This window comes from Streptomyces sp. NBC_01707 (assembly GCF_041438805.1).
Lineage (GTDB): Bacteria > Actinomycetota > Actinomycetes > Streptomycetales > Streptomycetaceae > Streptomyces.
In genome coordinates, this window is the sequence record NZ_CP109190.1 from 537,610 (window position 1) to 564,011 (window position 26,402).

The 26,402-nt window shown below is 69.3% G+C and carries 20 protein-coding genes; 13 read left to right on the forward strand and 7 right to left on the reverse strand.

Features of this window, described 5'->3' with window-relative positions; all coding sequences use genetic code 11:
* Window positions 1–37: 37 nt before the first annotated feature.
* Window positions 38–1,924 (reverse strand): right-handed parallel beta-helix repeat-containing protein, encoded by a 1,887-nt coding sequence (locus OG963_RS02540; protein ID WP_371798284.1) that lies wholly within the window; start codon window positions 1,922–1,924, stop codon window positions 38–40.
* 593 nt (window positions 1,925–2,517) lie between these two features.
* Here OG963_RS02540 and OG963_RS02545 point away from each other — a divergent pair.
* The 11 genes from OG963_RS02545 to OG963_RS02595 all read left to right on the forward strand — a co-directional run bounded on the left by OG963_RS02545 (window position 2,518) and on the right by OG963_RS02595 (window position 18,011).
* Window positions 2,518–3,681 (forward strand): GntR family transcriptional regulator, encoded by a 1,164-nt coding sequence (locus tag OG963_RS02545; RefSeq protein ID WP_256328006.1) that lies wholly within the window; start codon window positions 2,518–2,520, stop codon window positions 3,679–3,681.
* Window positions 3,682–3,724: 43 nt separating this feature from the next.
* The gene (locus tag OG963_RS02550; protein ID WP_093771391.1) at window positions 3,725–5,125 is read left to right on the forward strand and encodes a glycoside hydrolase family 28 protein; all 1,401 of its coding nucleotides are present in this window, start codon (window positions 3,725–3,727) and stop codon (window positions 5,123–5,125) included.
* A 928-nt stretch (window positions 5,126–6,053) separates the two neighbouring features.
* Window positions 6,054–7,283: a mandelate racemase/muconate lactonizing enzyme family protein gene (locus tag OG963_RS02555; protein WP_371798285.1), complete on the forward strand. Its 1,230-nt coding sequence runs from the start codon at window positions 6,054–6,056 to the stop codon at window positions 7,281–7,283.
* Window positions 7,280–8,302, forward strand: a complete 1,023-nt coding sequence (locus OG963_RS02560) for a hydroxyacid dehydrogenase (protein ID WP_327420035.1) — start codon at window positions 7,280–7,282, stop codon at window positions 8,300–8,302. Before OG963_RS02555 ends, OG963_RS02560 begins: the two co-directional genes overlap by 4 nt.
* Before the next feature lie 5 nt (window positions 8,303–8,307).
* A complete protein-coding gene (locus tag OG963_RS02565) occupies window positions 8,308–9,327 on the forward strand; it encodes an aldo/keto reductase (protein WP_371798286.1) in 1,020 nt (339 codons plus the stop codon).
* 21 nt (window positions 9,328–9,348) lie between these two features.
* Window positions 9,349–10,794 (forward strand): hypothetical protein, encoded by a 1,446-nt coding sequence (locus OG963_RS02570; protein WP_371798287.1) that lies wholly within the window; start codon window positions 9,349–9,351, stop codon window positions 10,792–10,794.
* 84 nt (window positions 10,795–10,878) lie between these two features.
* Window positions 10,879–12,144, forward strand: a complete 1,266-nt coding sequence (locus OG963_RS02575) for an ABC transporter substrate-binding protein (RefSeq protein ID WP_256328004.1) — start codon at window positions 10,879–10,881, stop codon at window positions 12,142–12,144.
* Between the two features lie 2 nt (window positions 12,145–12,146).
* A complete protein-coding gene (locus OG963_RS02580; protein WP_093771379.1) occupies window positions 12,147–13,058 on the forward strand; it encodes a carbohydrate ABC transporter permease in 912 nt (303 codons plus the stop codon).
* Window positions 13,055–13,897, forward strand: coding sequence for a carbohydrate ABC transporter permease (locus OG963_RS02585; RefSeq protein ID WP_371798288.1), 843 nt, complete (start codon window positions 13,055–13,057; stop codon window positions 13,895–13,897). Before OG963_RS02580 ends, OG963_RS02585 begins: the two co-directional genes overlap by 4 nt.
* 158 nt (window positions 13,898–14,055) lie before the next feature.
* Window positions 14,056–14,397, forward strand: coding sequence for an L-rhamnose mutarotase (locus tag OG963_RS02590; protein WP_030922401.1), 342 nt, complete (start codon window positions 14,056–14,058; stop codon window positions 14,395–14,397).
* Between the two features lie 191 nt (window positions 14,398–14,588).
* Window positions 14,589–18,011, forward strand: coding sequence for a carbohydrate-binding protein (locus OG963_RS02595; protein ID WP_371798289.1), 3,423 nt, complete (start codon window positions 14,589–14,591; stop codon window positions 18,009–18,011).
* A 54-nt stretch (window positions 18,012–18,065) separates the two neighbouring features.
* Here OG963_RS02595 and OG963_RS02600 read toward each other — a convergent pair whose 3' ends face one another.
* Entirely contained in the window at window positions 18,066–18,815 is a 750-nt protein-coding gene (locus OG963_RS02600; RefSeq protein ID WP_030922404.1) for a FadR/GntR family transcriptional regulator, read from the reverse strand.
* Between the two features lie 268 nt (window positions 18,816–19,083).
* Here OG963_RS02600 and OG963_RS02605 point away from each other — a divergent pair, with 268 nt between their 5' ends.
* Both OG963_RS02605 and OG963_RS02610 read left to right on the forward strand, forming a co-directional pair.
* Complete coding sequence (locus OG963_RS02605) at window positions 19,084–20,226, forward strand: mandelate racemase/muconate lactonizing enzyme family protein (RefSeq protein ID WP_371798290.1); 1,143 nt, start codon at window positions 19,084–19,086, stop codon at window positions 20,224–20,226.
* Between the two features lie 18 nt (window positions 20,227–20,244).
* The gene (locus OG963_RS02610; protein ID WP_371798291.1) at window positions 20,245–20,937 is read left to right on the forward strand and encodes a ThuA domain-containing protein; all 693 of its coding nucleotides are present in this window, start codon (window positions 20,245–20,247) and stop codon (window positions 20,935–20,937) included.
* A gap of 55 nt (window positions 20,938–20,992) precedes the next feature.
* Here the strand turns inward: OG963_RS02610 and OG963_RS02615 are convergent, their stop codons facing one another.
* The 5 genes from OG963_RS02615 to OG963_RS02635 form a co-directional block, all read right to left on the reverse strand.
* On the reverse strand, window positions 20,993–22,033 hold the full coding sequence (locus OG963_RS02615; RefSeq protein WP_371798292.1) for a LacI family DNA-binding transcriptional regulator: 1,041 nt from the start codon (window positions 22,031–22,033) through the stop codon (window positions 20,993–20,995).
* A gap of 74 nt (window positions 22,034–22,107) precedes the next feature.
* A complete protein-coding gene (locus OG963_RS02620; RefSeq protein WP_319740847.1) occupies window positions 22,108–23,280 on the reverse strand; it encodes a fumarylacetoacetate hydrolase family protein in 1,173 nt (390 codons plus the stop codon).
* A gap of 10 nt (window positions 23,281–23,290) precedes the next feature.
* Entirely contained in the window at window positions 23,291–24,094 is an 804-nt protein-coding gene (locus OG963_RS02625; RefSeq protein ID WP_319740846.1) for an enoyl-CoA hydratase/isomerase family protein, read from the reverse strand.
* Window positions 24,091–25,185 carry a carbohydrate ABC transporter substrate-binding protein gene (locus OG963_RS02630; RefSeq protein ID WP_371798293.1) on the reverse strand — a complete coding sequence of 365 codons (1,095 nt, stop codon included), beginning with the start codon at window positions 25,183–25,185 and terminating at the stop codon, window positions 24,091–24,093. Before OG963_RS02630 ends, OG963_RS02625 begins: the two co-directional genes overlap by 4 nt.
* Window positions 25,182–26,390 carry a CaiB/BaiF CoA-transferase family protein gene (locus OG963_RS02635; protein ID WP_093771359.1) on the reverse strand — a complete coding sequence of 403 codons (1,209 nt, stop codon included), beginning with the start codon at window positions 26,388–26,390 and terminating at the stop codon, window positions 25,182–25,184. The genes OG963_RS02630 and OG963_RS02635 overlap by 4 nt, the downstream gene beginning before the upstream one ends.
* Window positions 26,391–26,402 lie beyond the last annotated feature (12 nt).

Below are 26,402 nucleotides of genomic sequence, written 5' to 3' on the forward strand. Positions count from 1 at the left end.
CGGGCCCGTACTGCTGGGGTGTCCGGTCAGCGACCGTTCACTGGGTGTCGCCCTCGGGCAGCGGGTACGGGAAGGAGGCGGTGACGCCGATCTTGTCGTACTCCATCTTCGAGGCGTCGTAACCGTCTTCCCAGTTGGCGTTCTTGACGTCGTTGCACTGGTAGCTCTGGTACTTCTGGTCGGTGACCTGGCCGACTTCGATGTTCTCGAAACTGAAGCCGCAGCCGCCTGCGTCCATGTGCACGCCGCGGGTCCCGCTGTCCGGCATCGAGCTGTCCGGGATCACGTCGCCGATGACGACCTGGCGCACGTGGTTGTCGATCGTGTGCGGCTCCACGTTGCTGACGCCGTAGGTGTAGAAGGCGCCCATGTCGCCGCTGTCCAGGCCGGCTTCGTCGATTCGCAGGTACTCAAAGGTGTTGTCACGGGCGTAGTCGTCCTCGGGCGCGACCTCGGGCCGCGCTTCGAGGCTCACGCCGTAGCGCGCGCTGTGCTTGATGTGGCTGTGACTGATCGTGTTGTGACCGGTGTTCATGAGCTCGATTCCCGAGGCGTCGCCGGGCACCAGCTCACCGTAGTGAGTGATGTAGTTGTTGGTCAGCAGGTGGCCGTTGGAGGTGTTTCCCTCGCCCGGGTAGGGCCCCTCGACCTTGATTCCGTCGGCACCGATGTTCTCGAGCAGGCTGTCGCGGACGGTCAGCCCGTCGTTGGCGAAGAGGGCGTAGACCGCGTGGTAGCCGGTGTCGGAGATGTGCAGCCGGGACAGGGTGATGTCCTTGCTGTTGGTCACGGTGACGGCGCCGAAGCGGTCGCGAGGCATCTCGATCTGCCGGTCGTACTCCGGGTACTTGTGCGGCTCACCGGAGTCGCCGTCGCTGATCCAGCCGTAGCGGTACCAGTCGACGAAGTCGGTGTACTGGAGGGAGAGGCCGTCGAGAGAGATGTTCTGCACGCGCCGGTCCGGGTCGGGCCCGGCCAGGTTGAACAGGGTCTTCACGGTGGGCCGCAGCACGGTGACGTCGTTGATGTCGCCGCGTGGCTTGTAGTAGACCTGTCCCTTCTTGAAGTCCATGTAGTACTCGCCGGCCTGGTCAAGGAAGTTCAGGGAGTTCTGCAGGAAGTAGCGGGAGCCGCCGCGGGAGTTCATGAGGGCGTAGCGGGTCCAGTACTTCAGCGTCATCTGGTTCTTCGCCACGTTCCAGTCCCGGATCGGGACGGTGTCGGTGAACCAGCTCCAGCTGCCGCCCGACCAGACGACCGCCTGGGCGTTGCTGAGGTCCCAGCTCGGGTCCCACTCACCGGGGTTGGAGTACAGCCACTGATGGACGGCTTCCTTCTCCGGCTCCTTGAGCACGGACGTCAGGTAGGGCGCCCATTCGTCGTCGGACTTGCGGTTGGGATAGCGGGCCGTGGTGGCGCGCTTGCCGTCCTCGAAGAGGGTGTAGAAGGGGTTGTCCGTGCCGACGTCGGCACGGTAGATGCCGTCCTTGTACTCCTCCCAGCCGGTGACCGGGGTTGCGCCCATCACTCGGGCCTTGCCGGCACCGTCGTAGGAGCGGTAGACGACCCGGTGGCCGTCGGCGCCCGAGTCGCGGTCGTCGAAGTCGATGGCGCTGGAGACCGGGTAGTCGCCCGCGCGCAGGTTGACGTTGATGTCGCAGCGCATCCGGCCGGAGCGGTTGAGGCCCTTGTCGCGGATGTGGTCGCGGGCCCCTTCGATGGTCTTGAAGGGACGGCTCTTGGTGCCCGTGGCCTTGTCGTTCCCGTCGGGAGCGACGAAGAGATCGGTGGCCTTGCAGCCGGTCGACTTCGCGTTCGCGCTCGCGTCCGGGACGTTCAGTGTCGCCCCGCTGACCAGCAGTGCGCCGGCCGCCAGCAGCAGCGGAAGTCTTGACCTTCGTCGTACGAGGGTGGTGATTGGCATGAAGCCTCCTTGCCACGTGCGTTGTGTGGCGTTGTCTTGTCGTTCGGCCATGGACGGGTGGACGGCCGGTCAGGCACAGTTCGTGCTGCACCAGGGCGTGCCCGTATACGCGGTGACGAGGTCTGAACACGTCACTGCGGCTTCACGTTCGGCCTGTCGTCGCTCGCGGTCGCCGGGGAGCAGGAACGCTCCTCCCGGGCCATGGGTACGTCATGCGTGCAGAAGCGGATTCGGCCGGGTACGCGCGGGCACGGTGATGCCGTCGCGCGGGCCGTGATTACCGGGGACCGCTGCCCCTTCGGGGGGTTCCAGGTGTACTGGGCCGGGCTGGGGGTGTGGTTCAGGAGCGGACGGACGGTGTGGCGCCGGCCCTGCCACGCCCCACCTCTACGGTCCGTCGTTCACGCAACGTTTCCTCCTCGGCGCGCCTCGCGGAACACGATCTAGTGGGTCACTGATCGAGCACGATAAGTAAGATGTTCGCGCCCCGGCGCCGTCAATACGCCGGCACGAGCAATAAGTTGATGTGCACGGGACGGCATCGCTGCGGCCTCCCGAGTCATAAATCCACGCATCCATGGAGTGGCGACGCCATGACAGTTCCCGATCCGCAGGCGTTTCCCCAGCTCAGCGAGGAGGACCGGGCGGCCCTGTCCGACTACTCCCGTCAGCCGCCCGGGGCACTGCGGCTGCGCAGCAGCATCGTCCTGGCCTGTGCCGAGGGGCTGACCAACACGGAGGTGGCCCAGCGGCTCCAGGTAAGTCCCGCCACGGTGGCCAAGTGGCGGGACCGCTACCTGCGCCGGGGCATGGCCGGTCTGAGCGACGCCCCACGCTCGGGCCGACCGCGCAGCGTCACCAGGCAGGGGGCGGAGGCGCACATCGCCGCCGTGCTCGCGCAGGCCGAGAACGGCTCACCGGTGCCGTCCACCCGCGCCCTCTCGGACACCTTGGGCCTGTCGCAGTCCACGGTGGCCCGCATCTGGCGCGAGCAGGCCGCCGGACTGTCCGAGCCGCCCCGGCCGCGGAACGGCAAGCGCGGCCCGGGGGCCGAGCAGGACGGGGACGGGCCGGCGCCGGTCCCGGCGCGCATACCGCGCCAGTTGCTCTCCGACCAGGTGTACACGCTGCTGCGGGACTGGATCGTCAGCGGTGAGCTCGTGCCGGGGCAGCGCCTGGTGGAGTCGGAGATCGCCCGTCGGGTCGGCACCAGCCAGACCCCGCCCCGAGAGGCGATCAAGCGGCTGGCGTACGAGGGTCTGGTGGTCTCCCAGCCGCACCGCGGCACGCGCGTCGCACGGATCTCCGAGCGGCAGGCTCAGGACGTACGCGACATCCGGGTCATGTTCGAGGAGTACGTGGCCCGCCGTATCGCCGGCCGTCTGGACGCCGAACACACGCGGCTGCTGGCCGACGACGTGGCGCAATTACGCCGAGCAGTGAACAAGGGCGACATCGCGGCCTTCCGCAGCGCCGACATGTCCTTTCACCGCCATGTGTGCGAGGCTGCCCGCAACGACGCGCTGATCCGCCTCTGGCGCATGATCGAGTCCAGCTTGTGGGATCTCCATGTGCTGGGCGACCCCCGCTACGTCGGCGGCTGGGGCGCGTTGGCCGAGCACCACGCGGAGCTCCTGGACGTCCTGCGCTCCGGCGACCCCGACGTCGCCGGGCCGATGTTCGCCGCCCACGCCGCGGGCGAGGTGGACCGCTACCTCCCCGATCAGGCCGAACCCGGCGCCCCTTCCGGGCAGTAGAGCGACCGCGGACCACCAGCCCATCTCACCGAGGGACACATCCGTGAGTGATCCGGTACGCAGACAACTCCTCCGCTTCGGAGCCCTGGCCGCCGCCGCGGTCCCGCTGGCCCACGCCACGGGCGCGGCAGCCGCCGGTCGGCCTGGCCCCCGCTTCCCCGACGCCTGGTTCCCCGTCACCGCCCACGGCGCCGCGGGCGACGGCGTCACCGACTGCACGGCGGCGATCAACGCCACCGTGCGGGACTGCCACGAGGCCGGTGGCGGACACGTGCTGATACCGGCGGGCCGTTGGGCAACCGGCGCTATCCAGCTGCTCAGCGGTGTCGACCTGCACGTCGCCGAAGGGGCGACGGTGCTCTTCAGCACCGATCCGGCCGCCTACCTGCCGGTGGTCCGGACGCGCTGGCAGGGCATCGAGGTATACAACTACTCGCCCCTGGTCTACGCCTACGGCCAGCACGACATCGCGGTCACCGGCCGAGGAGTCCTCGACGGGCAGAGCGACAACGCCCACTGGTGGCCCTGGAAGGGCTCGGGCCAGTACGGATGGCAGTCGGGCATGCCCAACGAGCGTGCGGACTGGGCGACTTTGGAGCAGTGGGGGGCGCAGGGCGTTCCGGTGACCGAGCGTGTTCTGGGCGAGGGGCATTATCTGCGACCCAGCTTCATCCAGCCCTATGCGTGCAGCGATGTCCTGATCGAGGGCGTCACACTGCGCAACTCCCCGTTCTGGAACATTCATCCGGTGCTGAGCCGGAACATCGCCGTGCGCGACGTCCGGATCGAGTGCGAGGGCCCCAACAGCGACGGCTGCGACCCCGACTCGTGCGAGAACGTCACGATCGAGCGGGTCACTTTCGCCACACACGACGACTGCATCGCCATCAAGTCCGGCCGCGACCAGGACGGCAGGCGGGTCGGGGTGCCCTCGCGGCACATCCGCATCCAGGACTGCGTGTACCTCAGCGGCGGAGCCGCAGTGGCGATCGGCAGCGAGATGAGCGGCGGGGTGTCCGACGTGGTCGCGCGTCGGCTGAGCCTGCCGTTCGACCCGGATCTGGGCGAGGCGTCCGTCGCTTCGGTCCTGGTGGTCAAGTCCACGCCCACCAGGGGCGGGTACGTGCGGGACGTCCGCGTCACCGACGTTCACGCGCCGGCCTGGACCTACGTGCCCTTCGAGGTCACGTTCCAGTACGCCGGGGACACCGGTGGGGTGCAGCCTGCGGAGGTGTCGCGCCTGTCGGCGGCACGCTGGTCGGTCGGCGGCCACTGCGAGTATCCGGTGCGCGTCCGCGCCCGTCCCGAAGCGCCGGTCAACGATGTCAGGCTCGACCGACTGACCTTCGACGACACCGCGCAGGACATGCTGCTCCAGTCGGTCACGGACCTGTCCATCCACCGCGTGATGGTCAACGGCTTTCTCCAGCAAGGTTTCGCGTGACACCGGCTGGTCCGGCCCACTGGGCGAACCGGGTGGCATAGCCCGGACTCGGCGGCGGAGGCGAACCTCCCCGTGACGGAAACACCAAGCGGCCCACTTCCCCGGCCAGTTCGGGGACGTGGGCCGCTCAGGTTTCGCGCCTGAGGGCTGTCCCGTAATCCCTGGTGGATCGGCGCGCGGCGTCAGATGCGGTGCATCGCAAGGCGGAGGACGTCATCGTGCCGGTCGTATTCGGGCGTTCCGGCAACGCGGCGAGGTGCCGAACCTGTCGAAGTGCGCCCGCCAGGGATTACGGGACCGCCCTTAGCCAGCCGAGCTCCGGGCCACCGCCCTCGACGCGGCGGCCGTTCGGTGTGCGGCACCGGGGAGCGGGCGTGAGCCCAACTCCTTCTCGCTGTCGGCACAACGGCGCACCGCAAGGGCTGTCGGACTCCCCGCACGGCCGAACGGGCAGGCGGACGGGCGGTTCGCGTGGATCGTGTACGACCGGCCCGCGCTCGCCTTGCCGCTCTCGACGACCCCTTTCGCGCCGGGGCCTACCCAAGATCCGCCACCCGCCCCAGGGGCCCCTGACATGGCATTTCTCGCCTGCGAGCCGGCTTGCGCAGCCGAATCCAGCTGTTACGGCGGGGCTTTCAAGTCGTCACTTGTATGATACGTTACGACTGTTGAGGGGGTGATGCGGGGCCTCCCCCCGACCGGGCAGCACCATTGCCCTGCCCGACGAAACACACACCCCGAAACATCAGCAAGGTGCGGTCCTCGACCGCGAGCCGCGTGCCCCGGCACGCTCCCCCACGGCCCGCGCTCGGCCTCCCCGGACAACAGGCCACCGGTCAGGGAGTGCACCAGCCACCGCGGTGGCGCCCCGGAGGCGAAAGTGCCTCCGTCCAGGGGACGGACAACGAGCACGCAGAGGGGGGAGCAGATGAAGATCACCGGATACCGGACCCTCCGGACCGTGCACGACTGGGGCCGCCCCGTCGGCGATGCGAACGGCTTCGTCGCCGGCGGGGTCACCGAAGTCCCGGTCCTGCTGGTGGAGACCGACGGCGGCCTCACCGGAGTAGGCCTCGGCGCCCACGCCGAGGCGGACCGGATCTTCCCCGCAGTCGAGGGCCAGGACCCGCGTGCCGTCACCGCGCTCTACGACCGGATGCTGGCCCACACGTTCAAGAGCGGCCACGGCGGCGCCGTCTTCGGCACCATCGGCGCCTTCGACATGGCGCTGTGGGACCTCAAGGCGAAGATGGCCGGCGAACCGCTCTGGCGCACACTCGGCGCCGCGGACCGTTTCGTCCCCGGTTACGCGTCCGGCCTGGACATCGCCCTCGGCGACGAGGAGCTGGTGGCGCTGTACACCGGCTGGGCCGAACGCGGCTTCACCGGCGCCAAGATCAAGGGCGGTCTCGACACGGAACGCGACATCCTGCGGCTCGGCGCGGTGGCGGAGGTGCTGCGCACCAACACCCGCTCCCCCGCCCTGATGCTCGACGTCAACGAGACCTGGGGCAGGCACCAGGCGGTGCGGCTGCTGGCCCGCGTCGAGAGCCGTGTCGAACTCTCCTGGATCGAGGAGCCGGTGCGCCGGTGGGACGTGGCGGGCAACCGGGCCGTGGGCCGCGCCGCACGCACCGCCGTCGCCACCGGCGAGAACCTGACCGGGCTGGAACAGTTCAGTCCCCTGCTGGCCGGAGACGCCGTGCAGGTGGTGCAGACCGGAAGTGTCTGGGGCATCACTCACTTCCTGCGGGTCGCCACCCTCGCGCACGGCCACGACCTGCCGGTCAGTCCGGTGGGCTACGAGACCAATCCCCTCGCGCACGCCGCCGCGGCGGCTCCCAACCATCTCGTCACCGAAGTACAGGACACCTCCGCCCCGGTGGGAATCACCGTGGACCAAGTGATCGCCGACGGCGGCATCGTGCTCGGCGACGCCGTGGGCCTCGGCATCACGGTGGACGAGGCGGCGCTCGCGCGACTGGACGAGACCGCCGGGTGGGCCCAACCCGCCGGACCACATGTGCGACCGTCCGCCGCCGGGCTGCGTCTGGTGGCCGAGTCCGGTCCCGCCGGCCGGACCGGAGGCGACCGTACCCCCGACACCGTCGAACGCCTTCCCCGCGACGGGCGCACCGAGACGGAGAGCACCCCGTGACGCGACCACGCGCTGTCTTCGCCATGAACCCGCCGGACCTCACCCGTGCCCTCTTCGACGAGGACGCCCTCTCCCGCCTGCGCCGTGCCGCCGACATCGACACCGACCTCGTCCTGACCGAGCTGGAATCCGCGGAGTCACGGGACGCGCTGGCCGGAGCGGACATCCTCGTCGCGGGCTGGGACGCACCCGTGGTCCGGGCCGCCCACCTGCCGTACGCCTCCCGGATGCGGGCCATCGTCTACGCGGGCGGGGTCGCCGCGACCTGTCTGGAAGACCCCGGATCGTTCGCCGCCCGCGGCGTGGTCGCGGCCAACGCCCGCGTCGCCAACTCCGGTCCCGTGGCCGAGTACACGCTCGCCATGATCCTCCTCGCCAACAAGCGGGTTCTCCCCGCCGGACGGGAGTACCGGCGGGCCAGGAGCCACCCGGACCCCTTTGCCGTCCCCTCGGGGCGCGGCAACTACCGGCAGACCGTGGGCATCGTCGGCGCCTCCACCGTGGGCCGCGCGGTCCTCGCCCTCCTGCGCCCCTTCGACCTGGACGTACTCCTGTACGACCCCACACTCACGACGGAAGAGGCCATCGGCCTCGGTGCGCGACCGGTGCCGCTCGACGAACTCATGAGGAGTAGTCAGGTGATCTCCCTGCACCAGCCGCTGACCCCCGACACCCGGGGGCAGATAGACGCGGAGCGGCTGGCCCTGATGCGCGACGGAGCGACGCTCGTGAACACCGCGCGAGGAGCCGTCGTCGACCAGGACGCCCTGACGGCGGAACTGCGCACCGGCCGGATAGACGCCGTGCTCGACGTCACCGACCCGGAGCCGCCGACCGCCGACAGCGAGCTGTGGACGCTGGACAACGTCGTCCTGACCCCACACATGGCCGGCTCGATGGGCGGAGAGCTGCACCGCATCGGCGATGCCGTCGCCGACGAGGTGGAACGGTTCGCGGCGGGCCTCCCGTTCGCCCATCCGGAGGACCTCTCGGCCTCCGCGCGCGCGAGGGTCCGGTGAGACGGATGCGCACCCGCACCTGTGCCCGCACCCCCCGACTCACAGAACTCGGTCTCGGTGCGGCCCAGTTGGGCAACCTCGCCCGGACTACCAGCGACGAGGACGCCCGGGGCGCCGTCGACGCGGCATGGGAGAGCGGCGTCCGCTACTTCGACACGGCCCCGCACTACGGGCTCGGACTGTCCGAACGACGCCTCGGCGCAGCCCTGGCACAGCGCCCCCGCGCCGAGTACACCGTCTCCACCAAGGTGGGCCGGCTGCTGGTGCCCAGCCCGGAGACCAAACACCTCCAGGACGACGGCGGATTCGCGGTGCCTGCGGCGTTCCGCCGCAGCTGGGACTTCAGCCGGGACGGAATTCTGCGGTCCCTGGAAGGCAGCATGGAGCGTCTCGGCCTCGACCGCATCGACATCGTCTATCTCCACGACCCCGACCACCACTGGCAGGAGGCGTCCACGACCGGCGTCGACACCCTCGTCGAACTGCGTGACCAGGGCGTGGTGAAGGCGTTGGGCGCCGGCATGAACCAGGCCGGGATGCTCACCGAGTTCGTCCGCCGCTGCGACGTGGACGTCGTCATGGTGGCCGGTCGTCACACCCTGCTCGACCACTCCGCCCAGGACGAGCTGCTGCCACTCGCCCAGGAGCGCGGCGTGGGCGTCGTCGCGGCCGCGGTCTACAACTCCGGACTGCTCTCGGCCCCCCGACCGCCGGCCAGCGCGACCTACGACTATCAACCTGCCTCCCGTGAGCTGCTCGGCCGTGCGGCCGCGATCGCCGACGTCTGCGAACGCCACGACAGCAGCCTGCCGGTGGCCGCCATCGCCTACCCCCTGCTCCACCCCGCAGTCACTTCGGTGGTGCTCGGCGCTCGCGACGCCGTTCAGTCCCGTACCAACGCCGACCGGCTGGCGGCCCCCGTCCCCGACGCGCTCTGGGAGGAACTGACCCACCTCGGCCTGCTGCCCGAGGACTCCGCGGCGCAGACGGCGGGGCTGGACGCCGCGAGCGACTCAGCCGTGTAAACCACCCCCGGAAGGAACGCCATGGAACACCGCACGACCAGGCCGGACACGGCCGCACTGGCCGGCTGGCTGCACAGCTGGGTGACGGACGACGGTGCGGTCAACGGCTTCCACAACCACAGCGTGTGGGGCACGAACCCCTTCAGCTTCCTCGACTTCACCAGCGGACACACCACCTTCGCGGGCCCGGCAGTCGCCGCCTTCGGCCAGGCGCTGGCCGAGCAGCCCGATGAACGGGGCGTGGAACTGCTGCGGCGGCTGTTGCGCTACCAGTCCACCGAACTGCAGGCCGACGGCCAGTACCGGCACATCGGCTTCCAGGTGGGCGAGTCGGCGACCACCGGCCTCATCCACAACGCCGTCGGCAGCCTCGGCATGCTGCTTGCCCTGAAGCACGCCCGCCATCTGCTGCCCGCCGACGAGGTGAGCGCCGCCCTGGCGGCCGTCCGTCGCAATCTCGACGCGTGCGAGATGTACGGGGGCGGGCGGCCCGGCGAAGACGGCACCTGCAACCAGGAGTACGCCCGGGTCTGGGTGAAGCAGCTCTACACGGAGCTGGCCGACGACAAGACCTACACGGACCAGATAGCCGAGGACCTCTCCACCCTGGTCCGCCTGTTCCACCGCCGCGGAGTGCCCGACGCGGACAGCGCCGGCACGTTCCGCACCGTGCGGGACCGCACCGGGGGCGGCATCCTGGAACCGGCCGAGTACTACGGCCTCATGATCGTCCCCCTGGTGCTCGGCTACCGCTCTCAGGGCGACCCGGAGCTGCTGGCCGAGGCGAAACGCCTGTCCCGGCACGTGGCACGCTCGGCATGGACCGACACCACCGGCGCCACCCGCTACCACCGCTACTGGTACGTCCAGGGTGACCATGTCCTGAAGACCGACACGCCCATGCTGATCGCGGGCATGGGGCTGACTCTGTACGGCATCCACGAGGTCTTGGCCGAAAGCCCGGATCCCGAGCTGGAGGCCTTCACCGAAGCGTGCCTGGCGACCTACGCCGGTTACCAGACCCCCGCAGGCTACTTCGCCTCCGCGAGCGGCTGGCACAACGAGGCCGACATCGCGCCCAGCACGGCCTGGCACGCCCACGACCTGATGTTCCTGATGGCCAGGCTCGGTCCCGGCGACGGCTTCTGGGACAAGCTGCTCGCCCCCAGGGACCGGCAGTCGGTACTGGTCAGCGACCGCGCCTTCTGGGCCGAGTCCGGTGCCCATTGGTGCATCCGTTCCCCACTGACCGCGGGGGACCTGCACATCTACGGCCGCAAGGACAAGGACACCTTCACCCGGGAGTTCTTCGCCTGGACGGACCGCGAGCCGCTGCCCGAGGACCTGCGCTACCCGGGCGTACCCGAATTCTTCGTCGCCAACGACGGCATCTACCGCGTCGACGGCGACGAGACACCTACCGACATCATGGCCGTCGGCCCCCTGCCTTACCGGGGGCAGCTGTGACGCCGGACCGTATTCCCCACGCCTCACTGTCCAGTGGATGTTGATCCCCAGCTTTCCCTACCGAGGAAAAGAGAGACGACAATGATGTCTGCCAACAGAGGGAGCAAGGCGCGCGCAACCGCCCTTGCCGCCGTGGTTCCGCTGATGTTCCTCGCAGCCTGCTCGTCGGGCACCGGCGCGTCCGGGGGCGAGGACGGCCAGATCCGGATGATGGTCAATCTGACCGACAACCTGGATCAGGCCTACTGGGAGAAGCTGGTCAAGCCGTTCGAGGACAAGACCGGTCTGAAGGTGAAGATCGAGGGCCCGACCGGCAAGTCCGTCGCCGAGTCCTTCCCCCAACAACTGGCCGCGGGTACCGCTCCCGACGTCATCCAGTCCATCTTCCCGGACGACGACACGGCGCCGGAGCTGCTCGACCTCAGCGGTCAGGACTGGGCCAAGGGCACTCCGATGTTCGACGAGTACGCCATCGGCGACGCGCACTACGCGGTCGGCGTGGGCACCCAGACCCAGTCGCTCGTCTACTACAACAAGTCGGCGTTCGAGAAGGCCGGCATCACCGCGGCCCCCACCACCTGGGCGGAACTGGCCGACGACCTGGGCAAGCTGAAGAAGGCGGGCTACACGCCGATGCAGACCGCCGGCGACTACCAGACCGGCCTCCAGCTGCAGCAGATCTACCACCCGGCGCTCAACCAGATCCACCCGAAATGGCAGAGCGACGTCAAGGACAAGAAGCTCACCGTCGGCGAGACGTACAAGCCTGCGTTCCAGCTGTACTCGGACTGGATCGACGCCGGTTACATAGCCAAGAGCGATGTCGGCCTCAGCCCCTCGCAGGCGGACGGCAACTTCGTCGCGGGGAAGGTGGGTCTCTACACCAACGGCAGCTGGTTCGCCGCCACGCTGGCCAAGGCCGGGAAACTCCCCTTCGAGGTCGGTGTGTTCTCCCCTCCGGCCGCCGACGGCAAGAGCTACCCGGGCCCGCAGGGCGCCACCATGGCCAACCCGTACATGGTGCACAAGGGTGCGGCGGACGAGGACGGCGCCAAGCAGCTGGTGGAGTTCCTCGTCAGCGACCCCGCGGCGGTCGAGAAGCAGCTCGGTTCCGACGGGGTGTTCCGCAAGGACGCCGATGTGGAGCAGACCGGTGTCGGCTCCCAGATCCAGTCCATTCTGGACAACGCGCCCGCGCTGGTCGCCGTCGGTGAGGGCCAGGGCAACGTCCGGCTGCCCGTGACGGGCTTCAACCCCAAGTTCACCGAGGTCGCGCAGAGCCTCTACACGGGAGCGAGCCCGGCCGACGCCGCCAAGGCCATCGACCAGTGGGTCGACGAGAACCGCTGACCATGGCACTCAAACTCTCTTCGAAGCCGCGGGGATGGCGCAGCGCCGGCGCCGCCGTCAGCATGGTCGTCCCCGCGGTGCTGATCTACGGCGCTCTGCTGGTCGTACCGGTGATCTACGCGTTCTACTACAGCTTCACCGAGTACAACGGATTCCCCACCCGTGTACCCGAGTTCATCGGGCTGGACAACTACCGCACCATCTTCGGCTCCGACGACATGACCGGCACCATGGTGATCACCGCCGTGGTGTCGGTGGTGGGAGCGGTCGCCGTCAATCTCGCGGCACTGGGGCTCGCGCTGCTGCTGCAGCGCACCAATCGGTTCAACACCTTCGGCCGCGTGGTCATGTTCTACCCGCACGTGCTCAGCGCACTGGTCGTCGGCTTCCTGTGGCAGGCCGTCCTCGGTCCCCAGGGCGTGGTCAACACCATGCTGCAGAAGGTCGGCACGGACAGCCTGCCCTTCCTCAGCGATCCCGACTGGGCGCTGTGGTCGATGATCCTCGTCATCGTCTGGTCCCTGTTCGGCGTCCAGCTGATCCTCTATCTGGCGGGACTCCAGGCCGTTTCGGCGGATCTGCTGGAGGCGGCGAAGCTCGACGGCGCCGGCCGGTGGCAGACCTTCCGTGCCGTCACATGGCCTTCGCTGGCGTCCACGGTGACGGTTGCCGTCATCACCTCGGGCATCTCGCTGCTGAAGACGTACGACGTCGTCGTGTCGCTGACCGGGGGCGGTCCCGCGGGGTCGACCAAGACCCTCGCCTACTCGATCCTCGCGGTCTCGTTCCCCCAGCGGGACATCGGCCTGGCATCGGCCCAGGCCGTGCTGCTGATCCTCGCGGCTGCGGTCCTGTCCCTCACGGTCCTCTTCCTGCGCAGGCGCGCCGAGGACGACGCGGAGTCCATCGGATGAAGAAAACACTCACCTCGGCCGCCACCGTGCGGGTCGCGTTCATCACCCTCGTGTCCCTCGGCATGCTCGTGCCGATGTACATCCTGGTGGTCAACGCCTTCAAGAGCCAGCAGGAGATCCTCGGCAACCCGTTCACGCTGGACCTCGGCACGGCGACCTTCCAGCACCTCGCGGACGCCTGGAACAACCCGGACTTCAGTATTCACAAGGGCTACGGCACGACCATCGCGCTGGTGCTCGGCGTGAACGTGCTGGCCATGGGGGTGTGCGCCCCCGCGGCGTACGTACTGGCCCGCACGTCGAAGCCGATCTCCCGGCTGCTGCTGTTCTTCTTCATCGCAGGGATGTTCATCCCGACCCAGGTGATCCTGGTGCCGGTCATCTTCGTGCTCCGCGCCGTCGGGCTGATGGGCACGATGCCTGGTCTCATCCTGTTCATGACGGCCACCACCATCCCGTTCACACTGTTCGTCTTCTTCGGCTACATCCGGATGCTGCCCAGGTCGCTGGACGAGGCTGCGGCGATCGACGGGGCCGGCAAGTACTACACGCTGTCGCGGATCATCGTGCCTCTGATGCGACCGATCATCGCCACCGTGTTCATTCTCAACTCGCTGAGCGTGTGGAACGACTTCGCCAGCCCGCAGATGATCCTCGGTCCCGGCAGCGGCGTGTACACCGTCACCACCGGTGTGTACGCGGCCGTCGGCCAGTACTCCACGGACTACACCAAGGTGTTCCCGACCCTGCTGCTCGCCGTGGTCCCCATCCTGGTGATCTTCATCGTGATGCAACGTCACGTCATGAGCGGCCTCGCGGCGGGAGCCGTGAAGGGATGATCCCGTCCGACGGGGCCGGCCGGTCTTCACCGACGTGACCGGCGGCCTCGCCCCTCCCCTCTCCTCCCCTTCGACCCGACCGGCCCGGCCATCGTGCCCGGCCGGCGGAGGTCCTTCCCGGCCGAAACGGCCCCGCCTGACCGAAGGAGTCCCCTGCCATGCCCGCATCCAGCGCCCCGCGCCGTGTCGCGTCGGTGATCCACCTGCGCCCCGAACAGGAGGCGAGATACCGGGAGTTGCACCGCACGGTCCCTCAGCCGGTGCTGGACGCCCTCTCCCGCGCCCACATCACCTCGTACTCCATCTTTCTGCGCGACCACACGCTGTTCGGCTACTACGAGTACACCGGCGACGACTACGAGGCCGACATGGCCGCCATCGCCGCCGACCCGGACACCCAGCGGTGGTGGACCCTCACCGACCCCTGCCAGCAGCCCCTCGACTCGGCGGAACCCGGGGAGCGCTGGGTGGACGCCGAAGAGGTCTTCCACCTGGACTGATGCGCACCCCTCCGTCGCCGCCCGGTCATCTTCCGCTCCCTTCCGTCGTGATGCTTGTGCGCGGTCCATGAGGGCCCTACTGTGCACATGTCATACATGTTTTGTCTGCCCGGTGGCGCTGACCCGGGCTGCAAGCGGATCCGCGTATCGCGGCCGCCTCCGGAACATGGCATCCAACGAAAGGCTCTTCCATGGTGAGAACCGGGAGACGATCAGCACGGACCGTGCTGGCCACCGTCCTGGCGCTGGTGACGGGCGTCGGCGGTCCCGCAGCCGGCACGGCGGCGGCAGCAGCCCCTGGTCCGGCTGCATCCTCCGAGGCCCTCACGGTCTACGTGTCGGCGACCGACGGCGACGACGACAACAGCGGGGGCAGGAGCGCTCCCCTGAAGACGATCGCCGCCGCGCGGGACGCGCTGGCCGGCCGCACGTCGTCCGAGGCCCGAGGCACGGTGTACATCCGGGGCGGCACATACGTCCTCGACGACACCATCCGGCTCAAGGGGGCGGAGAACTCGTGGGTGACGTACGCCGCGTACCGGAACGAGAAGGTGACCCTCACCGGATCGCACGAACTCCCGGCGGACGGGTGGAAGAAGCTCACCGAGCTGTCGGACGACACACTCGCCGAGCCTCAGTACTCCTCCAACACCCGCCTGAACACACCCGAGTTGCGTGATGGCGTATGGGTCTACGACCTCGGGGCGCACGGCATCGACCCAGGAACGCTCTACAAGAACGGGTTCAACTGGGTCCAGCAGCCGTTCGCTCCGGAACTCGTCGTCGACGGCGGCACCCAGACCCTGGCCGAGTACCCCAACGGCAACACCTGCTCCACCACGGCCACCGGGTGCCACCTCTGGGGTACGGGTGCCAAATGGAAGGCCGACGGCCCCCAGGACCTCATGAACGTGGACCTGGACGCCCGCTTCGGACCGGAGAGCGCCTGGAACAACTCCGGCACGACTCCCCGCGCACAGTTCGAGGACAAGAAGCAGCTCGTTCCCGACCCCGAGCAACGGGGCACCTGGACCCCGGAGGAGATGCGGCGGATGACGCCGTCGGTCTTCGCCGTCGGTGGCCGCGCGGCCACCGACGACCGCTACCGGCGGTGGGCGCCGGAAGCGGTGCCCACCGTGGACGATCCGGGCACCCGCGGATTCGGCGAATACCGCGACGTGCCCGTCCAGTTGGACCCGCGCTGGATCGAGAACATCGACAACACGAAGTCCGAGACCGAGGGCTGGCTCTCGGGCTACCTCGGCAACAACTACGCCAACGACATGCTGCGCATCCTGTCGTGGAGCGGCGACAAGCTCTACACGAAGTACCCCTCCATGTACATCCCGCAGGACTCCTGGACCAAGGTCAAGGTACTCAACGTCCTGTCGGAGATGGACACGGCCGGTGAGTACTACATCGACCGCTACAGCGACAACGACGTCCTCTACTACCGGCCCCAGGGCGGCACGATCGAGGGCAGGAACACCACACTGCAGACGTTCGACAAGAACTTCATGCTGCTCGAGGGCACCCGGGGCGTGACGGTCCGGGGCCTGGCCATGACGGGGTCGCTCATCAGCGGCGTGCAGTTGCTGGACGCCGTCGGGACTCTCATCGACGGGGTGGACATATCCAACGTGAGCATGGACGCGATCCGGATCGGGCGCACGACCGACACGATCACCAGCATGCCGGACTACGAGACCGTGCAGGGCGGGCACGACAACGTCGTGCAGAACTCCTACCTCCATGACCTCGGCGGCGGAGGTGTGCTGCTCGGCGGCGGCGACCGCACCACGCTGGAACGCGGGGACAACGTCGCTCGCCACAACGAGATAACGCGCTTCTCCAGACTCGCCACCTATACCCCGGCCGGCTACATGTACGGCGTGGGGAACACCTTCGAGTACAACTACGTCCACGACGCGCCGCACATGGCCGTGCAGATCATGGGCAATGACATGCGCGTCAACCACAACCACTTCTACGACGTGGTGAAGAACGCGGGTGACATGGGCGTCATCTACGCCGGCCGTGACTTCACGTACCTCGGCAACGAGATCGCCTACAACCACTTCGAGAAGATCGGCGGTTCCAACGACGCGCTGTACATGGACGACGGAGCGACCGGCGTCCGGTTCCACCACAACGTCGTGAACGACTCGAAGTCCGGCGTCAACTTCAACTCCGGCCACAGCAATACCGCGAACGACAACGTCTTCATCGGTGTGGACCACTCAGGCCACGGCGGGATCTACCACAAGAACGGGGAGACTCGCCTCCCGCTGGCCAACAGCTGGGTGCTGGAGAGCCGTTACAACGCCTTCCTCGACGTCCGCGAGGGCGAGAAGTACAGCGCGACCCCGCAGACCGTCGCCGCTTGGCACGAGCACTACACGAACGGGAAGCAGAAGTACTCCGACGGGACGCCGATCTCGTATCCGGAGATCACCGAGTGGTACGTACCGCGGGTGACCGAGACGGGCGAGGAGTGCACCGCCTCGGTCTACACGACGTCCGGCACCAATGGGTGCAGTCGGCAGACGGTGTGGGAGGACCCCGACTCGGTCTGGGTGCCGTCGCGGGTCGAGATCGACCACGCGGTGATCGTCGGCTGCTGCGGTTTCGTCGAGACGAACGCGACCTTCGGCGAGCCGACCTCCGTGTACAACCTGTCGCGGTGGAGCGACAGGATCAACACCAACAGCGTCCTGGCGACGTCGGTGGCGGACACCGGACTCGACCTCGCCACGCTCAAGTTCTCGGGCTCCGGCTCGGTGGCGCAGTCGTACGGGACCGGGTGGGTCGCGGAGTGGAACCGCAGCGTAACGGCGGAGGGTATCGGTCGCCCGTCCCGCGGCGACACGGGCGCACTGTGGAGCACGGTCGACGAGGCCGCGCGGGTGCTCGCCGACGAGCCGGGCGGTGACGTCGGCCCACTCACGAAGTCAGCGGCCGAAGCAACCGTCGCGGCTGAGGCGACCGACTCCTCCCAGGAGCGGATCGACGGTGCGGTGACAGCGCTGAAGGACGCCATCGAGGCGTACCGGGACACCCGTCCGTCCGGGGTCACGGTCACCGGCGCTCATGACATGACGGTGGGTCAATCACTGTCCCTGGGAGTCGATGTGACTCCGTCCGGGGCGGATCAGTCCGTGTCCTGGTCCTCGTCGGACCCGGCGGTCGCCACCGTGTCGGCCGGCGGCTCGGTGAAGGCGGTCGGCGCCGGACGCGTCGTGATCACCGCCACCTCGGCCCACGAGAAGACGGCGAGCGGCTCGGCCACCCTCACGGTGAACGCCTGGTCCGCCACGAAGACTTACGGCGAGGGTGACGTCGTCTTCCACGACGGCCGTACCTATCGGGCCCTGTGGTTCGCACGCGGCGAGCAGCCGGGCGCCTCCGCCACCGGAGCCTGGGCCGAGATCGGCGCTCCGGTGACGTGTGCGGACGGCCCGGTGCGAGCATGGACGGAATCCGCGGTCTACACGTCCGGCGCGAGGGTCGTGCACGCCGGGCGGCTGTGGACGGCGAAGTGGTGGACACGCAACCAGGCCCCTGGTGACCGGTCCGGCCCCTGGGACGACAAGGGCGCCTGCTCCGCCGGGTAGTTGTCCCCTTCTCCGAGCCGGGGCATCCGTCGCACGCGGATGCCCCGGCGTCCGTCACGTCCCGGACTCGTCGAGCGGGCGCCGGCGGGCCCAGGCGGACGTGATGTGGTCCCGCATCGCCTCGGCCGCTTCGTCGGCGTCCCGGGCGAGCAGCGCCGTCGCGATCCGCGCGTGCGCCTGGTGCGTGAACTCGATGTCCTCGCGCGTCGGGTCGCCGCTGTACTGGGGCGAGCGCACGGCTTTTCCTTGGATGCTCGACACTATGGCGCGCCCGAACGCGTCCTGCGACGCGCGGTGAATGATCTCGTGGAACTCGATGTCGGCACGCGAGTAGGCCACCGGATCGTCCCTGAGGGACGCGAGTTCGTCGAGTTTGGCCGAGAGCGCCGCCACCTGCGCTTCGTCGATGAACCGGGCGGCGCGGGCTGACATGGCGCATTCCAGAGTCGTCCTGATCTCGATCAGGTTGTCGAGGAAGATCAGGCGGTCCTTCCGCTGGAAGAGCGCGTCGAGGATCAGGGGGTCGAGCAGGCTCCACTGCTCCTGATCGAGCACAACCGTCCCCCACCCCTGGCGAGTCGCGACGAGGCCCTTCTCGGAGAGGGTCGTGGTCGCCTCACGGATGACGGTGCGGCTCACCTCGTACTGCTCGCACAGGACGCCCGCCGGCGGGAGCGCTGTTCCGGGCGGGTACTCGCCGAGCACGATGGCCGTCGCCAGGCTCTGCACGACGGCGGCGGCGAGGGGCGGCCGGCGCCGTTGATGGCGCGACACGGCAACGGTGTCCGCGGATGGCTTACTCATCTGGTCAGAGACTCCCAATGTGTGTGCGGGTGTTGCCCGAGGACTCAAGGCTAGCGGAACATGCTAAGGTCATCACTCGTATCATAAGTTATGACCGATAGCCGCTGGAGGCGAGGCCGCACAGGCGCCGCCTCGGTGGCGGGGGCTCCCGGAGACGCTCGGCGCCCGGCCGCTCACGACGGGCGCTTCGCGCACGTCCGGCCGGAGCATTCAGGGCAGGTGTCGCACGTTGCGGCCGTGCGACGCGCGCAGACCAAGGAGAAGCGCGATGCGAATCACCGGATACCGGTCCATTGCCACGGTCCACGAGTGGGGACGACCGGTGGGCGACGTGAACGGCGTCATACCGAGCGGAATCACCGAGGTCCCGATCGTGCTCCTGGAGACCGACGAGGGCCTCACCGGCGTCGGACTCGGAAGTCACCCGGACGTGCACCGGGTCTTCCCCGCGCTCGAGGGACAGGACCCGCGGGCAGTCACCTCGCTGTACGACAGGATGCTCTCCTACGTCTTCAAGTCCGGGCACAGCGGCCACACGTTCGGGACCATCGGCGCACTCGACATGGCGCTCTGGGACCTCAAGGCGAAGATCGCGCAAGAGCCGCTGTGGCGCACGCTGGGAGCTGCCGAACGCTTCGTACCAGGCTACGCCTCGGGCCTGGAGTACGCACTCACCGACGACGAGTTGGTGGCGTTCTACGAACGATGGGCCGCACGCGGTTTCACGGGCGCGAAGGTCAAGGGCGGGCTCGACATCGACCGGGACGTGAGCCGTCTCACCGCCGTCCGCGACGTCCTGCGGGTCAACAGCGCGCGCCCCGCGCTGATGTACGACGTCAACGAGTCCTGGGGAGCCCATCAAGCGGTGCGTCTCGCCCAACTGGTGGAGGATCAGGTCGACCTCACATGGATCGAGGAACCCGTGCGGCGATGGGACGTGGCCGGTCACCGAGCCGTCGCGACCGGCATCCGCGGCGCGGTCGCCACGGGCGAGAACCTGACAGGCCTGGAACACTACCGGCCGCTGCTCGACGCCGATGCGGTCGGAGTCGTCCAGACCGGCAGCGTGTGGGGCATCACGCACTTCCTGCGGGTGTCGACGCTGGCGCTCGCCCACAGCCTGCCGGTCAGCCCCGTGGGGTACAACGCCAACCCGGTGGCACACGCGGCAGCCGCCGTACCGAACCATCTGGTGACCGAGGTGCAGGATCTGTCCGCCCCGGTCGGGCTGCGGGTGGACCAGGAGATCGCCGACGGGGGGATCGTCCTCGGCGACACCCCGGGCCTGGGCATCGAGGTCGACGAGGAGAAGATCGCCGCTCACACCGCATCGGGGCAGTGGTCTGCTGTAACCGGCCCGCACGTGCGCCCCGTCGATGCCGGCCTGCGCCTCACGCCCCGGGGCCGGTGACACAGCACACCCAGGTTCATGAACGACCGGCTCGGCTGGAAGGAATTCGAAGTGGGTCAGCGCAAAGCCCTGGTGGTACGCGGTGGTTGGGAGGGCCACGATCCGGTCGGCTGCACCGAGGCGTTCATCCCCCGGCTCGAACGTGCGGGTTTCGGGGTCACCGTCGCCGAGAGCCTGGCGGTCTACGAGGACGCGGCTCTGCTCGCCGCCACCGACCTCGTCGTCCACTCGTGGTCCGGGGGTGAACTGACCACCCTTCAGGAGAGCGCGCTCGTCTCGGCCGTGGAGGCCGGCACGGGATTCGCCGGCTGGCACGGCGGCGTCATCGGAACGAATGTCACCAACGCGCGCTATCTGCGCATGGTCGGGGGGCGGTTTCTCTGGCACCCGGACGGATTCCAGGACTTCACCGTCCGCATCGCCACCTCACCGGACCGGGACGGCGCGATCACCGAGGGCGTCGAAGACTTCGACGTCGTCACCGAGCACTACTGGGTACTGACGGACGGCCTGAACACGGTGCTGGCCACCTCGGTCCTCTCCCCCACCGGAGACCAGTGGGGCGAACCGGTCGAGTTCCCCGTGGTGTGGACGCGCCGCTGGGGGGCCGGGCGGGTCTTCGTGTGCACCCTGGGCCACCGCGTCGCGGACCTGGAAGTACCGCAGACCGCGAGGATCGTGGAACGGGGCCTGGAGTGGGCGGCCCGCTGAGTGCTCCGGCCCCAGGACAGGCACGCCCGGCCCCGGCCCGGACACCGCTCACCCGTCAGGAGCTTTCGCGGACGACGACCCGGTAACCCACGTCGCGGTGCGGCGTGCCGACCGGGGCGCCGCGCATCCGCGTCAGCAGCAGCTCGGCCCCCAGCTCGCCGATCAGGGTGCCGGGTACCGCCACCGTGGTCAGCGAGGGGACGAGATGCCGGGCGAACTCGAAGTCACCGAAACCGGCCAGCGCGAGCGTGCCGGGCACGTCGATCCCCCGACGCACACACGCCTGCAGGGCGCCGGCGGCGAAGACGTCACTGGAGAACATCACGGCGTCGGAGTCCGGATACCGCTCCAGCGCCAGGTCCAGCAAGGCGACGCCGGTGTCCATGGTGACCGGCTCCGGTCCCGCGTCCACCGTGCGCGGGGCGGCCCCCAGCAGCTCGCGGACGGCGGTCACATAGCCATCGAGGCGCTCCGCGGCCCGGGGATCGCCGCAGGTGTGCCGGCCCGCGAATGTGATCCTGCGCCGGCCGCGCCCGGCCAGGTGCGCGACCATCGCGGACGCCGCCGCCGTGTTGGAGAAGCCGACCAGCAGGTCCACCGGCTCGTCCGACCAGCCCCAGGTCTCCACAACGGGCACCCCGGCCGCCCCCAGCAGGGCGAGTGTGCCCGGGGTGTGGTCGGTCCCCACCATGAGCAGCCCGTCCGGCCGCCGGCCGAGGAAACTGCGCAGCACGTCCTCCTCGCGCTCCGGCCGGTAGTCGGTCGTTCCGACGAAGATCTGGTAGCCATGGACCGCCAGAGCGGTCGAGAAGGCGTGGACGGTGTCCGCGAAGACCGACGCGTTGATCTGCGGGACGAGGACGGCGACCGTTCGACTCCGGTTCGACGCCAGGTTGCTGGCGGCGAGGTTGGGCACATAACCGGTCGCCACGATGGCCGCCTCGACCTTGGCCCGGGTCGCGTCCGACACCGACCGCGGGTCACGCACGACACGGGAGACCGTCTGGGCCGACACCCCGGCCGCCGCCGCCACGTCCGACAGGGTGACGGAACGGGTCGCGGAACGCTTACGGGGGCGGCGGGGCAGCTGAGTCACACCGGAAACGATATCCATCGCTCCGTCCGCCGCCCCGTTCTCCCGGTTCTGCCGGCCTGCCGACGCGCCTGGCGTCACAGTGCTCCCCGCGCGGACAGCGACCGCATCAGATCGGCGAGTCCGAAGTTCCAGGGTTCGCACGCGTCGCTCGGCCTGATCCGGTTGACGAGTGCGCCGAGCCGGGGCGTGGCGATGGTGACCAGGTCGCCGTCGTGATGGGTGAAGCCCTGGCCCGGTGCGTCACGGTCCCCCACGGGGGCGAACATCGTGCCGAGGTAGAGCACCGCGCCGTCGGGGTACTGATGGTGCGGACCGATCAACTGGCCGACGAGGTCCAGAGGATCGCGGCTGATGGCGGACATCGAGGACACCGCGTCGAGCCGGTACCCGTCGTCGCCCTCGACGGTCAGGGTCACCGCCGCCTTCCGCACGTCGTCGATGCCAAAGTTCCGGTCGAAGAGCCGCACGAACGGCCCGAGGGTCGCCGAGGCGTTGTTGTCCTTCGCCTTGGACAGCAGGAGGGCGGACCGGCCTTCCACGTCACGGAGGTTGACGTCGTTCCCGAGGGTCGCACCCACGACATTCCCGGCGGAGGAGACCACGATCACCATCTCCGGCTCAGGATTGTTCCACCGCGACGAGGCGAGGACCCCGGCGTGCGTCGCGCTGCCGACCGCGGCCAGCACGGGGGCCTTGGTGAAGATCTCTGCGTCCGGCCCGATGCCGACCTCCAGGTACTGGCTCCACATCCCCTGGGCGACCAGGAGTTCCTTCAGCGCGACGGCCTCCTCGGAGCCGGGCCGCAGGGACGCGAGGTCGTCCCCGACGAGGCCGCGGATTCGCTCCCGCACCTCGGCGGCCCCGGAGGCTTCGCCCCGTACGCGTTCCTCGATCACCCGCTCCAGCAACGACACCACGAAGGTCACACCGGCGGCCTTGACCGCCTGCAGGTCCACCGGCGCGAGCAGCCAGGGAAGTGCGGGGTCGCGCGTGTCGGGTGGCGTGTTGGCCAGCAATTCGTCGAGTCCGGCGATGCGCTCGCCGTCGGCCGTACACAACTGCGCGGCCGGGTCCGGTGTTTCGCACAGATCGCGTACGGTCGGGAAGGACGCCGTCACGTCGTGTACGCCGGTCTCGCGTACGGCGACGACGGAGGGTCCGATGCCGGGTCGCCAGACCCGACCGACGAGCGCCCCCTCGGTACCGTCGTCCGGCAGGGTGGTCGCGGCGTCCGGCCACTGGTTCATGGCGTTCCTCTCAGCGCTTGTGGAAGACGGGCAGGCGCTTCTCCGCGAACGCGCGGCGGCCTTCGGCGGCGTCCTCGGTAGCGAAGCAGATGGTCTGCAGGTCCCGCTCGTAGGCGAGGGCCTGGTCCTCGGGCAGATTACCGGCGGCCCTCAGGTTGATCTTGGCGGTCTCCGCTGCCACGGGGGCCCGGGAGGCGATCACGGCGGCGAGGGCGCGGGCACGGTCGAGCAGCTTGTCGGGAGGGACCACCTCACTGACCAGGTGCCACTCCAATGCCCTTGCAGCGTCTATGCGTTCGCCGGTGAGCAGCATGAGTGCGGCGTTGCTCGGGCCCGCTGCGCGGCTGAGGAAGGCGGCCATTCCGCCGCCGCCGATCCAGCCGAGCGTGATCTCCGGAGCCCCGAAGGACGCCGTCCGTGAGGCAAGACGGATATCGCAGGACAGGGCGGTCTCCAGGCCGCCGCCGAGGGCAAAGCCGTCGACGGCCGCGATGGTGGGGGTTCGCGCCTCACGAATGGCGTCGCAGTAGTCCACGCGGTTGCGGAACTCCCACGGCGTGCGGTAGCCGTCGAGTTCTCGGATGTCCGATCCGGCGCTGAAGGCGCGCCCGCCGGCACCGGTCAGGATCACGGCACGGACGTCGTCCGTGGTGTCGCACCATTCGACGGCCCGGACCAGGGCGCGGGACATCTCGGGGGTGACGGCGTTCAGCTTCTCCGGTCGGTTCAGGACGAGGGTGGCCACGCGGTCGGCGACCTCGAGCAGTACGTGTTCGGTGCCGAGGTCGGGCGGGATGCTGGTGGTGTCGCTCACGCGCGTCTCTCCTTCGTGGTCCGGGTCGTGCGGTAGAGGGTGCGCATCCGGTCGAGTGCCGCCCGGTGGCCGGTCCCCTTCGCGAGGACGTCCCGGATGACGGCCGATGCCGCGGACTGGAAACCGATGTAGCCGGCGTGCCGGGGGCGGACCCACGCCTGCTCGCAGGTGGCGGCGGTACGGCGGTAGAAGTCGGCGGAGACGATCGCGGGGTCGGTCCACGCGGCACGCGCGCTGGGCTGTCCGCTGTGCCGGGGCAGGAATTCCCGCTGGGCGGCGGGGGACATCAGCCAGCGGACGTGGTCCAGCAGTTCGGGGGTTGGTGTGCAGCGGGCGCTGACGGCGAGTCCGGTGCCGCCGAGGGTGGAGCCCGGCCGTCCCCCCGGACGTGCGACCGGGGCGTCGGTGAACGCCAGTCGGTCGGCGTAGGTGACGTAGCCGTACACCAGCGGGCAGTGCGCGAGGCGGTCGCTGCGCGACATCAGCTCCAGCAGCCCGATCGGGTTGAGGGTGCGCGTCTCGGCCGGTGCGAGTGCGTCGACGGTCGCCATGAGGTCGAGGACGGCGCGTCCCGTCCCGTCGCTGATCAGTTCGTCCGGGCCGGCGGCCGGCTCCTCGCCGAGGGCGACCGCGACGGAGGCGAAGGTGAGGAAGGCGTGCGGTCCGCCGAGCGAGAGGGCCACCGGCGCGCGGCGCGCGAGAAGCTGCACCTCGTCCCAGCCGGCGGGGGGCTCTCCCACGAGATCGGTCCGGGTGGCGGCGACCTGCGTCGCCGCGTCCAGCGGTAGCGCCCACTGCCTGTCGTCCATGGCGTACGAGCTCATGGTGGGGCCGATCGAGCCGGTGCGCCAGCGGTCCAGTTCCTCCCGGCCGAACAGGTCGTCCAGCGGGTGAAGACAACCCGCCGCGATGGCTTCGCCGAGGTGGGGATGGTCGAGCACGACGAGGTCGTAGCGGGCGCAGAGCTCATCGACGGGGTGGGATTCGAAGCCCTCCAGCGGCTGGACCGACCAGTGCACGAGGTCACCCGCCGCGGCGGCGAGGGCGTCGTAGCCGCGTGGGTGGTCCCATGTCAGTCCGGCGTAGGTCACAATGTCTCCGCCACGGTGCCGGAAGCGAACAGTTCCTCGATCGCCCCGTTGTCGAGGCCTGCTTCGCACAGGATCTCGCGGGTGTGTTCGCCGGTGAGCGGGGCACCGCGGTCTATGCGGGGCGGGGTGGCGGAGAACTTGTAGGGGAATCCGGGCACCTTCACGCGGCCCTCGGTGGGGTGGTCGTAGGTGACGAAGGTGCCGTTGTGCCGGATCTGCGGGTCGTCGACCAGGTCCGCGTAGCCGTAGACCGGGCCGGCCCAGATGCCGGCGGCTGCGAAGGCGTCGAGCCAGTGGCGCGATGTCCGTGCGAGCAGCCGGGACGCGGTACGGGAGAAGATCTCGTCGCGGTGGGTCCAGCTGTGTTCCTCGTCCTCCATGGACAGGAAACTGTCCTCGCCGAGGATCTCGCCGAGCGTTTTGAGGGATGGGAAAGCGAGGACGATGTAGCCGTCGGCGGTCTGGAACGCGCCGTAGGGCGCGCGGATGTAGACGTGTGCGTGCGGCTCCTCGGAGCGGGACTGCGCCAGTCCACCGACGGTGTGCACCGACAGCTCCTGCATCTGGAGGGTGGTGACGGCGTCGAGCATGTTCACCGTCACGAGCTGGCCCTCGCCGGTGCGTTCGCGGTGCAACAGCGCGGCGAGCACACCCTCGAACGCGGTGGACGCGGTGACGGCGTCCACGAGGTACTGACCCGCGGCGCGGGGCGCCTCGCCGGCGCGGCCGGTGGAGAGCATGGCGCCGGACATCGCCTGGAGCAGCAGGTCCTGGCCGGGGCGCTGGGCATAGGGCCCGTCCTCCCCGTAGCCGGAGATCGAGACGTACACGAGGGACGGGTTTATCTCGGCCAGCGAGGCGTAGTCGACGCCGAGGCGGTCGGCGACGCCGGGCCGGTAGTTCTGCAGGAAGACGTCGGCACCGGCCACGAGCCGTCGGAGCACCTCTTTGCCCGCCGGGTCCTTGAGGTCGACGGCGAGGGAGCGCTTGTTGCGGTTCAGCGAGAGGAAGGAGACGTTGATCCGGTTGCCGCCCGCACCGCCCGCCGCGGCGTGACGCTGCCACTCACCGGTGACCGGCTCGACCTTGACCACGTCGGCCCCCAGGTCGCCGAGCCGCTGCGCCGCGAAAGGGCCGGCCATGGCGATGGAGCAGTCGAGGACCCGGTACCCGGCGAGTATCCCGGGCTTGTCGCGTGTCGTCATGGGGCTCCTTGG

Coding starts and splice junctions, on each gene's coding strand:
- OG963_RS02540 (WP_371798284.1), bottom strand. CDS start 1,924: ATGCCAATCACCACCCTCGTACGACGAAGGTCAAGACTTCCGCTGCTG.
- OG963_RS02545 (WP_256328006.1), top strand. CDS start 2,518: ATGACAGTTCCCGATCCGCAGGCGTTTCCCCAGCTCAGCGAGGAGGAC.
- OG963_RS02555 (WP_371798285.1), top strand. CDS start 6,054: ATGAAGATCACCGGATACCGGACCCTCCGGACCGTGCACGACTGGGGC.
- OG963_RS02565 (WP_371798286.1), top strand. CDS start 8,308: ATGCGCACCCGCACCTGTGCCCGCACCCCCCGACTCACAGAACTCGGT.
- OG963_RS02570 (WP_371798287.1), top strand. CDS start 9,349: ATGGAACACCGCACGACCAGGCCGGACACGGCCGCACTGGCCGGCTGG.
- OG963_RS02575 (WP_256328004.1), top strand. CDS start 10,879: ATGTCTGCCAACAGAGGGAGCAAGGCGCGCGCAACCGCCCTTGCCGCC.
- OG963_RS02580 (WP_093771379.1), top strand. CDS start 12,147: ATGGCACTCAAACTCTCTTCGAAGCCGCGGGGATGGCGCAGCGCCGGC.
- OG963_RS02585 (WP_371798288.1), top strand. CDS start 13,055: ATGAAGAAAACACTCACCTCGGCCGCCACCGTGCGGGTCGCGTTCATC.
- OG963_RS02590 (WP_030922401.1), top strand. CDS start 14,056: ATGCCCGCATCCAGCGCCCCGCGCCGTGTCGCGTCGGTGATCCACCTG.
- OG963_RS02595 (WP_371798289.1), top strand. CDS start 14,589: ATGGTGAGAACCGGGAGACGATCAGCACGGACCGTGCTGGCCACCGTC.
- OG963_RS02600 (WP_030922404.1), bottom strand. CDS start 18,815: ATGAGTAAGCCATCCGCGGACACCGTTGCCGTGTCGCGCCATCAACGG.
- OG963_RS02605 (WP_371798290.1), top strand. CDS start 19,084: ATGCGAATCACCGGATACCGGTCCATTGCCACGGTCCACGAGTGGGGA.
- OG963_RS02610 (WP_371798291.1), top strand. CDS start 20,245: ATGAACGACCGGCTCGGCTGGAAGGAATTCGAAGTGGGTCAGCGCAAA.
- OG963_RS02620 (WP_319740847.1), bottom strand. CDS start 23,280: ATGAACCAGTGGCCGGACGCCGCGACCACCCTGCCGGACGACGGTACC.
- OG963_RS02635 (WP_093771359.1), bottom strand. CDS start 26,390: ATGACGACACGCGACAAGCCCGGGATACTCGCCGGGTACCGGGTCCTC.